The organism is Undibacterium sp. TC4M20W, from assembly GCF_049340245.1.
GTDB lineage: Bacteria > Pseudomonadota > Gammaproteobacteria > Burkholderiales > Burkholderiaceae_D > Undibacterium.
In genome coordinates this window covers 1-9084 of record NZ_JBMPPI010000056.1, presented here as the reverse complement: position 1 = coordinate 9084, position 9084 = coordinate 1, and the positions used below count along the sequence as shown (strand labels likewise).

General features: G+C 51.1%; 11 protein-coding genes and 1 pseudogene. 4 read left to right on the top strand and 8 right to left on the bottom strand.

The genetic code is table 11. The annotated features are described in order from the left end of the window. Positions 1 to 185 precede the first annotated feature (185 nt). Positions 186 to 728, top strand: a complete 543-nt coding sequence (locus ACO0LL_RS30165; RefSeq protein WP_422954513.1) for a hypothetical protein — start codon at positions 186 to 188, stop codon at positions 726 to 728. A 320-nt stretch (positions 729 to 1048) separates the two neighbouring features. Here the strand turns inward: ACO0LL_RS30165 and panB are convergent, their stop codons facing one another. The 7 genes from panB to ACO0LL_RS30130 all read right to left on the bottom strand — a co-directional run bounded on the left by panB (position 1049) and on the right by ACO0LL_RS30130 (position 6697). Further along, entirely contained in the window at positions 1049 to 1861 is an 813-nt protein-coding gene (panB, locus tag ACO0LL_RS30160; RefSeq protein WP_422954512.1) for a 3-methyl-2-oxobutanoate hydroxymethyltransferase, read from the bottom strand. Positions 1862 to 2005: 144 nt separating this feature from the next. Next, positions 2006 to 2353, bottom strand: a complete 348-nt coding sequence (locus ACO0LL_RS30155) for a DMT family protein (RefSeq protein ID WP_422954511.1) — start codon at positions 2351 to 2353, stop codon at positions 2006 to 2008. 29 nt (positions 2354 to 2382) lie between these two features. Beyond that, positions 2383 to 2880, bottom strand: a complete 498-nt coding sequence (folK, locus tag ACO0LL_RS30150) for a 2-amino-4-hydroxy-6-hydroxymethyldihydropteridine diphosphokinase (RefSeq protein ID WP_422954510.1) — start codon at positions 2878 to 2880, stop codon at positions 2383 to 2385. Beyond that, positions 2877 to 4232 carry a polynucleotide adenylyltransferase PcnB gene (pcnB, locus tag ACO0LL_RS30145; protein ID WP_422954509.1) on the bottom strand — a complete coding sequence of 452 codons (1356 nt, stop codon included), beginning with the start codon at positions 4230 to 4232 and terminating at the stop codon, positions 2877 to 2879. Before pcnB ends, folK begins: the two co-directional genes overlap by 4 nt. Beyond that, complete coding sequence (locus ACO0LL_RS30140; protein ID WP_422954508.1) at positions 4229 to 4918, bottom strand: HAD family hydrolase; 690 nt, start codon at positions 4916 to 4918, stop codon at positions 4229 to 4231. Before ACO0LL_RS30140 ends, pcnB begins: the two co-directional genes overlap by 4 nt. Position 4919: 1 nt before the next feature. Next, entirely contained in the window at positions 4920 to 5615 is a 696-nt protein-coding gene (gene hda, locus ACO0LL_RS30135) for a DnaA regulatory inactivator Hda (protein WP_422954507.1), read from the bottom strand. Then, complete coding sequence (locus ACO0LL_RS30130; protein ID WP_422954506.1) at positions 5612 to 6697, bottom strand: AI-2E family transporter; 1086 nt, start codon at positions 6695 to 6697, stop codon at positions 5612 to 5614. Before ACO0LL_RS30130 ends, hda begins: the two co-directional genes overlap by 4 nt. A gap of 166 nt (positions 6698 to 6863) precedes the next feature. Here ACO0LL_RS30130 and purM point away from each other — a divergent pair, with 166 nt between their 5' ends. From purM to ACO0LL_RS30115, 3 genes are all read left to right on the top strand, one after another. Next, positions 6864 to 7907 carry a phosphoribosylformylglycinamidine cyclo-ligase gene (gene purM, locus ACO0LL_RS30125; RefSeq protein ID WP_422954505.1) on the top strand — a complete coding sequence of 348 codons (1044 nt, stop codon included), beginning with the start codon at positions 6864 to 6866 and terminating at the stop codon, positions 7905 to 7907. A gap of 162 nt (positions 7908 to 8069) precedes the next feature. Continuing rightward, positions 8070 to 8342 carry a BrnT family toxin gene (locus ACO0LL_RS30120; RefSeq protein WP_422954504.1) on the top strand — a complete coding sequence of 91 codons (273 nt, stop codon included), beginning with the start codon at positions 8070 to 8072 and terminating at the stop codon, positions 8340 to 8342. Continuing rightward, positions 8326 to 8583, top strand: a complete 258-nt coding sequence (locus ACO0LL_RS30115) for a BrnA antitoxin family protein (protein WP_422954503.1) — start codon at positions 8326 to 8328, stop codon at positions 8581 to 8583. The genes ACO0LL_RS30120 and ACO0LL_RS30115 overlap by 17 nt, the downstream gene beginning before the upstream one ends. A 386-nt stretch (positions 8584 to 8969) precedes the next feature. On the opposite strand, the pseudogene ACO0LL_RS30110 reads toward ACO0LL_RS30115, so the two are convergent. After that, positions 8970 to 9084 (bottom strand): annotated as a pseudogene (locus ACO0LL_RS30110) (IS701 family transposase); the annotation flags it as partial.

The window sequence follows — 9084 nt, the reverse complement described above, 5'->3', positions numbered from 1 at the left end:
ACTTTGATACTCTTTCATCTTGAAACTCCTTCTTTTGGTAGAGATAGAAGTTTCAAACCGACCGCCGTATAGGTCAAACCTTGAGGAGTCCCCCGGCAGAGCCGGGGGATTACCTTATTTATTTAGCGGAAGCGAAGCTGGTCGTATCATGAACAAATAAATACAGGTAAAAATGAAGAGGAAAAATGCATCTTGATTTAATGAGAGACCCGGCAAAAAAATTTCCAGTAACAGACCGTAAGCTGGAAATTACCACACTAAGAATATGGCACTGCAAATACTCGACACTTGAATCCTTGGCTGAATTTCAGAATCTCGAAGAATTGGCGATTGCATCATTTCCTGATCATTCCCTGAGTGTTTTGAAGTCATTACCCAAACTCCGGTATTTAAGTATTTTGCATCTGCCGAAGATATCTAGTATTGAAGATCTGGCCGGACTTGAACGCATTGAATGCCTGTCTTTAGCTACGTCGCCTGGCTGGGATGCAGCGCGGAAATTTTCGCTGATTGAATCACTGCACCCAATCGCGAAGTTATCATTCCTACGGCATCTTGAATTATTTGGAGTCTGTACTGCAGATAAATCCCTGGTGGAGATTGGGCATTGCAAAGGTCTGGCAAGCGCACGGTTTTCACAATATCCACTGGCTGAGGTGCAACGATTTTACCGAGCGACCGGGGTGACGGATTCATATAATCCTGCTCCCTCGTTTTTGAAGGAATGATGTTTGAATCTAGTTTTAGATGATTATTTTTTGAATGATATTCTGAGCAGAATAATCAGTTTTTCCAAGACATCTGTTTGACATGGCGGCGGGATTTTACTCAGATTCTTGAGATTGCGGTTTAGGCCCAAGCTTTTGCCATTTCTGATCTTACGTCTTGATTGCGATCAGCGGTGCGCAAAGAAAAAACGGTGCGTTAAAACGCACCCTACAAATTGCAATGCAGTGCGCAGCATCAAGATAGACTGTGACAGCGCGAATGTTGGAAGATCGCTCATTGCCCCTCCCTTTTGATGGAGGGGGCAATGGGAAATCAATATCTAGAAACTATGCTCAAGCGCCGGGAAAGATTGATCTTTCACTGCCGCCACATACGCCTGTACCGCCGCATCAATACTGGTCTGGCCTTCCATGAAGTTTTTCACGAAGCGGGCTTTGCGACCTGGGAATACGCCCAGCAGGTCGTGCATAACAAGTACCTGGCCTGAGCAATCGACGCCTGCGCCTATGCCTATGGTGGGGATGTGCAATGATTCTGTGACTTCCTTGCCGAGGCTGGCGGGTATGGCTTCCAGCACCAGTAGCGTTGCACCGGCTTCCTGTACGGCCAACGCTTCGGCTTTGAGCAGATTGGCGGAGGCATCGGTCTTGCCTTGTACCTTGTAGCCACCTAACTGATGTACGGATTGCGGTGTCAGGCCCAGGTGGGCGCAGACAGGTATCGCGCGTTCGGTCAGGAACTTGATGGTCGGTGCCAGCCAGTGGCCGCCTTCTAGCTTGACCATCTGTGCGCCCGCCTGCATCAGTTGCACAGCGGCGTTGAATGCGGCTTCCGGTGTCGCATACGTGCCAAAGGGCATGTCGGCCACGACCAGTGCCTTCTGGTTACCGCGTGCTACTGCCGCAGTGTGATAGGCCACATCTTGCAATGTCACTGGCAGGGTGGAGTCATGTCCCTGGCATACCATGCCCAGGGAATCACCGATGAGCAAAATCTCTACGCCGCAACGGTCCATGAGGGAAGCGAAGCTGGCATCGTAGGCGGTGAGCATGGTGATTTTTTCACCTTTCTCACGCATTGCGATCAAGCCAGGAATGCTTACTGCTTTACGGTCTTGCAAATATTCAGCCATTCTTTTTCTCCAGAGGTGATGCTGTCATTGGGTTTTTGTTTGACAGCGATTTTGTCTCCACCTACATCCTCAACTTTATTTTTTTGTATTTTTAAGCTTGTCTTGTGTTTAATTTATTTGTGGCAGTAGCTTAGGCAGCACTTACTAACTTCTGAAGATGAAATAAACCGCTCCAACCAGACACAAGCCCGCCCATACATAATCAAGCTTGAACGGTTGCCCCATGTAAAGCATGGCAAAGGGCACGAAGACGATCAAGGTCAGGGCTTCCTGTAATATCTTCAACTGTGCCAGGCTGTACGCAGTGTAGCCTATTCTGTTGGCGGGCACCTGCAGCAGGTATTCGAACAGGGCGATGCCCCAGCTGATAAAGGCAGCTACCCACCAGGCTTTGCTGGACAGGCTTTTCAGATGGCCGTACCAGGCTACCGTCATGAAGACGTTGGAGAGTATTAACAAACCTGTGGTTTGTACAATGATGGGAATTTGCATGGGGCCTCGCTTATCGCCTGGTCAGGCGCTCAGGTAATGGGTAATTCTTGTATGCGTTGCTCAGCCACCGCAGCGACATAATCTTGCGCGCGGCCTTTGCCGGGGATGCTGATATCGGCAGACAGTTGCAGCAGGGGCAGCAGCACAAAGGCGCGTTCTGTCATGCGTGGATGGGGGACTTGCAGGTCTGCGGTATTGATTTCTTCATCGCCATACAAGAGCAAATCCAGGTCCAGAGTGCGTGGGGCATTGCGGTAGGGGCGCTCGCGGCCATGCGCGAGTTCTATGGCTTGCAGGTGTTGCAGAACGTCGGTGGCACTCAGGCTGGTCGAGAGTTCTGCGACTGCATTGACATAATCGTCACCGCTAGAATCGATGGGCGCACTGCCAAACAGGGCAGACCGCGCCACGAGTGTGGTGTCTGGCAATTTTGCCAGCGCATCTATGGCTTTGCTGACGCTGGCCCTGGCATCACCAAGATTGGCACCTATGCCTATGAAAACCTGCAAATTCACTCGTACACTCATTCGGCTGCTGCGGCTGCCTTGCGTGGGGCACGGCGGCGGGGTTTGCGTTTTTTGGGGCCAGCTTCGGCTGCTTTGGGTTTTGTGTTTATCAGGCGGTCACGTTCTACGCTGTCGCCTTCCATGAAATCTGTCCACCATTCACCGATCTCTTCATCGATTTCACCGGAGGCACAACGCAGCAGCAAGAAGTCGTAACCAGCTCGCAGGCGCGGGTGCTCCAGCATCTTGTACGGGGTCTTGCCTACGCGCTTGTCAAAACGTGGCTGCATGGCCCAGATATCGCGCATGTCCGAGCCTATCTTGCGCTGTATTGCCAGGGCGTCAGTCTGGGTGTTCAATACATCATCGGCAGCGAGGTGCAGGGCAGGGATGGGGAATTCACCGGCGGCCTTATAGGCTTCCCATTTCTCGACGACCTGGTGCCACAGCAGTGAGGCGAACAAGAAGCCCGGTGAGACGCCTTTGCCCTGTTGCACGCGTTCATCAGTATTGGCCAGCGCCAGGGTGACGAATTTTTCACCGAGTGGTTGTTCCAGCACTACGTCCAGCAGGGGCATCAGGCCATGGTGCAGGCCTTCTTTGCGCAATTGCTGCAGGCATGCCATGGCATGGCCGCTGGTCAGCAGTTTCAGTGTTTCATCAAAGACGCGCGCGGCGGGCACATTGTTGATTAGCGGAGCCATCACGGCGATAGGGGCGCGGGTGGAGGCGTCTATCGTGAAGTTCAGTTTTGCAGCAAAGCGCACCACGCGCAGCATGCGCACCGGGTCTTCGCGGTAACGGGCTTCTGGCACGCCTATGATGCGCAGGGTTTTCTTTTTGATGTCTTTCATGCCGCCGTGATAATCGAGCACGGTTTGTGTGGCAGGGTCGTAATACATGGCATTCACGGTGAAGTCGCGACGGGCGGCATCTTCATGCTGTTCACCAAAGGTATTGTCGCGCAAGACACGACCATGTTCGTCCTTGGGTGCGCCATCGGTGGCGGCACCGCGGAAGGTAGTGACTTCCAGCAAATCCTGGCCAAACATCACGTGCACTATCTGGAAGCGGCGGCCTATGATAAAGGCGCGGCGGAACAGGCGCTTGACTTGTTCAGGCGTGGCATTGGTGGCAATGTCAAAGTCCTTGGGTTTGACACCAGTCAGCAAGTCGCGCACGGCGCCGCCAACCACGAAGGCTTTAAAGCCATTCTCTTGCAGGGTCTGGGTGATGCGTACGGCATTCGCAGACACCAGTTGCGGGTCTATGCCATGGTCTTTAGGACCCAGCACAGTTGGCTTTTGGTTGGCGCTGGCGACATCGCTCTTGTTTTTTACGCCCAGTATTTTGCGAATAAATTTCTTGATCATTGCTTGTCAAACAGGTGAAGTTGAGGCCAACCTTTTGCCAGTGCATGGGCACTTAATTTGGCATTGGGATTGGTTGCGACAGGATGGCTGACGCGTTCCAACAGCGGGATATCGTTTTGCGAATCGCTGTAAAAATAACTATGGGTAAAGTCGCTGAGTTGCCTTAGTTGTGTAACTTCTTGCTTTAACAGCCAGTCTTGCAGATGCACTACCTTGCCCGCGCCTGAACTGGGCACGCCCAGCAGCTTGCCGGTGATATTGCCATTGGCATCAAGCTCGGGTTCTGCCGCCATTAAGTGTTCTACGCCCAGCGCAATCGCAATGGGGGCAGTCACAAAACGGTTGGTGGCGGTGATGATGGCGATCAGGTCGCCCTGATCCTGATGCTTCTTGATTAAATCATAAGCCGCTGGCAACAAGGCAGGCTGTATGACTTCCTGCATGAATTGCTGATGCAAGTCATCCAGTTCGGTACGCGGGAATTGCGCCAGTGTACCAAGGGCAAATTCCAGGTACTCAACCGGGTCCAGCGTGCCAGCCTGGTATTGTGCAAAAAACTCTGCATTGCGGCGGGCAAATTCGTCGGCATCAACAGCACCAACGCGGCACAGGAACTGGCCCCATTCAAAATCAGAATCGATGGGGATCAGGGTGTGGTCAAGATCAAATAAGGCGATATTGCGCATGCTATTCTGTCGTATTGTCAGGGTCCTGCTGTTGCTGCAACATCAGTTCGCGCAGCAGAGGCAGGGTGATAGGGCGTTTGGTGACCAGTGAGTAATGGTCCAGCTGGTCGAGGATATTGCTCAGCGTACTCATGTCGCGGCGGTAATGGGTAATCAGATAGGGTAACACGCCGGGGGATATCTGTATGCCGCGCGCCTGGGCCGCTTTTTCCAGGGCGGCTATCTTGTCTTCGTCAGTCAGGCCATGCACTTGGTAGATCAGGCCCCAGCCAAAACGGGTGCGCAAGTCGTCACGTACATTCAAAATCATCGGTGGGCGGTTGCCTGCACCGATCAAAAAACCACCACGGGCACGTGCTTCATTGAACAGATTAAAGGCGGCAATCTGGTTCAGTGGCGACAACTGGTCGCAATCGTCAAGCAGGTAGAGGCTGACTCCCTCAGTAAAGTCAAAGGCAGATTCTGGCGCATCAGCCGGGATATAGCGGGCAGTGGCGTCTGCTGCCAGTGCATGCAGTAAATGCGTCTTGCCAGCCCCTGGCTCACCCCAGATATACACAGAGCGCTCGCCATACTGACTGGTAATGCGCTGGTCAAACATGCCCAGCAATTGCGCCAGCTCAGCATTTTGCCCCACCACAAAGGTGGCGAGGGACGGCAACTTTTGCGCGTCCAGGTCGAGTAATAATTGCCTCATGTCTGGCTATAAAAAGGACTGTTCAGGTAAGACGTGCGTATATGTTTGACGGCGACCGAGATTACGGCGGATGCTGGCAGCGCAATCAGGATGCCGATAAAACCAAACAACTCCCCGAATGCCATCAAGGCAAAAATCACCGTCAACGGGTGCAGGCCTATACGCTCGCCCACCAGGCGTGGTGTAAGGTAAAACGATTCTACAACCTGGCCTATGCCATAGATGATGGCAACCGACATCAGGCCACTAAATCCATCAAATTGCAGAATAGCACCAATCACTGCCAATACCAGTCCCAATCCAAAACCCAGATAAGGAATGAACACCAAAAAGCCAGTGATAATGCCCACTGGCAAAGCCAGGTCAAAGCGGGCAATGCTCAGTGCCACCGAGTAATAGACAGCCAGCACGATCATCACCAGGATTTGCCCGCGCAGATATTGCGCGAGGATATCATCGACCTCTTCCACAGCATTGGCCACGTTATGGACAAAGCGGCGCGGGATAAAGTGGCTCAGGCGCTTGATCAGTGAATGCCAGTCCATCAACAGATAAAACAAGACGATAGGGATCAGCAACAAATTGGCAACCATGCCCAGAACGGCAGTGCCACCCACACGCACAGAATTGAGCACGGCCTTGCCTATGGCTTCGCCACTGGTCGATATTTGCTCCGTTAGCAAAGACTTGATGCCATTACTGTCGAGACGTACCTTGATGCCAAATTCATTTAGCAAGGGCGACAGCATTTCATCAAGCTTATCAAAGAAGCGCGGGATCTGATCTTGTAATTGCGGCAATTCTTTTTGCAAGATAGGGATCATGATCAGTAACATCGCCAACACGGAAGCTATCAAAATCACAATAACCAGAGTGGCGGCAACCGAGCGCGGCAGGCCAAATCGCTTGATACGCAGGGCGCACAGTTTATCTACCCAGGGTGTCAGCACATAAGCCAATATACCAGCGACGATAAAAGGCATCAGCACCGGGCCCAGCAGCGACAGCAAGCTCAGTAGCCCAATTGCCACGGCCAGCCACAGCATGGATTGTTTTTGCTCCGACGTAAAAGAAAATGGCATGTTTTTGGCTAAATAGTAGTCAAGAAGTTATCGAATTTGCTGCCTGGCCCAAAATACAGCGTATTTGCGGTCAATATACGCGGTCAATTTGTTAAAATAGCGTTTTTGCCGGACTTTTCTGGCAATTCCTCTATTTTACCGCCTCCTGCCCCTATTGCCGAATATCATGAGCACTTCTACCCCTGTTTCTCTCTCTTACGCCGACGCTGGTGTCGATATGGTTGCCGGCGATGCGCTGGTTGATGCCATCAAACCCTTTGCCAAACGCACCATGCGTGAAGGTGTCATGGCTGGCATAGGCGGTTTTGGCGCCATGTTTGAAGTCAGTAAAAAATACAAGGAACCAGTATTGGTTTCCGGTACTGACGGCGTCGGCACCAAGCTGAAACTGGCTTTCCACCTCAACAAACACGACACCGTCGGTATCGACCTAGTGGCGATGAGTGTCAATGACATCCTGGTACAAGGTGCAGAGCCTTTGTTCTTCCTCGACTATTTTGCCTGCGGCAAGCTGGATGTTGCTACGGCAACTGATGTCATCAAGGGCGTGGCCTTTGGTTGCGAACAGGCTGGTTGCGCATTAATCGGCGGCGAAACCGCTGAAATGCCATCCATGTACCCTGACGGTGAATACGATCTGGCTGGTTTTGCAGTCGGCGCGGTAGAAAAATCCAAAATCATTGATGGCAGCAAGATACAACCGGGCGACGTCATTCTCGGCCTGGCCTCTTCCGGCATCCACTCCAATGGTTTTTCACTGGTGCGCAAGATCATTGAAGTCGCCAAGCCAGACCTGAATGCTGATTTCCATGGCCGTAGCCTCGGTGACGCCCTGATGGCACCAACCCGTATTTACGTCAAACCTTTGCTGGCATTGATGGAAACCCTGGAAGTCAAGGGCATGGCCCACATCACCGGTGGCGGCCTGGTAGAAAACGTCCCACGCGTACTCGGCGACAAACTGACTGCTGTCCTGCATAAAGACGCATGGACATTGCCACCCCTGTTCACCTGGCTGCAACAACACGGCGGCGTGGCTGATGCAGAAATGCACCGCGTCTTCAACTGCGGCATAGGCATGGTCGTCATCGTTGCGGCCGAGCTGGCTGATACAGCCCTGGCACAACTGACTGCTGCTGGTGAGTCTGTCTATAAGATTGGTGAAATCCGTGCCCGTGAAGGTGATGAGCATCAGACTATCGTTGTTTGATGGCGTGATAGCAAGTATTGATAACGGGGCCGTGAAGGCCCCGTTTTTGTTTACCTAAAAGACGAAACTCGGCAAACCTAGTAATCTTGTCCTATACTGTTGAAATAACTGTCAATACAAATGTAAATACAAAATAAGCACAACTATATTTACGGGTGAATGATGCGTTTTGAATGGGATGAAAACAAAAATCAAATCAATATCCGCAAGCACGGCATAGACTTTAGTGATGCGACTGATATTTTCAAGCATCCCATGCTGACGCTTTTCGATGGTCGTGAAGATTATGGTGAAGATCGCTGGATTGCCCTGGGATGGATTCGCAGCATGATAGGCGTTGTGGTTTATGTGGAAAGGGAGGGAGATGTTATTCGCATTATCTCTGCCCGTAAGGCAACAAAAAATGAGGTGAAACGCTATGAGCAAAGCATCTAAAACAGACTGGAAACGCCTGGCTGGGATGAAAGATAAAGAGATTGATACCAGCGATATTGCTGAGTTAGGAGATGACTTCTTCCAGCGTGCAGAATTGCGCGCACCCGCCAAGCAGGCTGTGACTATCCGCCTCGATAGTGATGTGCTGGAGTGGTTCAAGGAACAAGGCCAGGGTTACCAGACACGCATCAATCAGTTATTGCGCGTGTACATGGAGGCCAAGCAGCAGAAGCCCCGTTGAGCCTTTATGTCAGGCGTGGGCTGGTAAGTTGCAATATCAAATAAAATTTGAGCGAGGCAGGCTCTAGCCTACCGAATATGAGTAGCTGCGTCATATTTCATTTGAAACTGTCAGAAATTAAAAAAATGAAACAGTCTGAATTTGAACTATATGTAAAGTCAAACCTGGATATCCTTCAGGGAGTGCATCCAGAATTGGATTCGAATCTCGATAAATACGAGAGCGAGCTTGGATTTCTTCTTCCTGCATCAATGAGATGACTTTTATCGGTGTATGGTTATTCTATGGCCTGCGGGATCGAAAATCTGGAAGATTCAGTGAAGCAAACATTGGATTGTCGCAAAAATATATCGTTACCACACAATATCTTGCTAATTAATTAGGACTTACGCAAAACGCATAGAAATAGAAGGATTTCTGAGTTGCTGACATAAGTAATGGTCCAAAAGGCCGTGTTTAATGCGATAAGCGGTTTGTTTGGTAGTTCTGGCAATGTCGGTG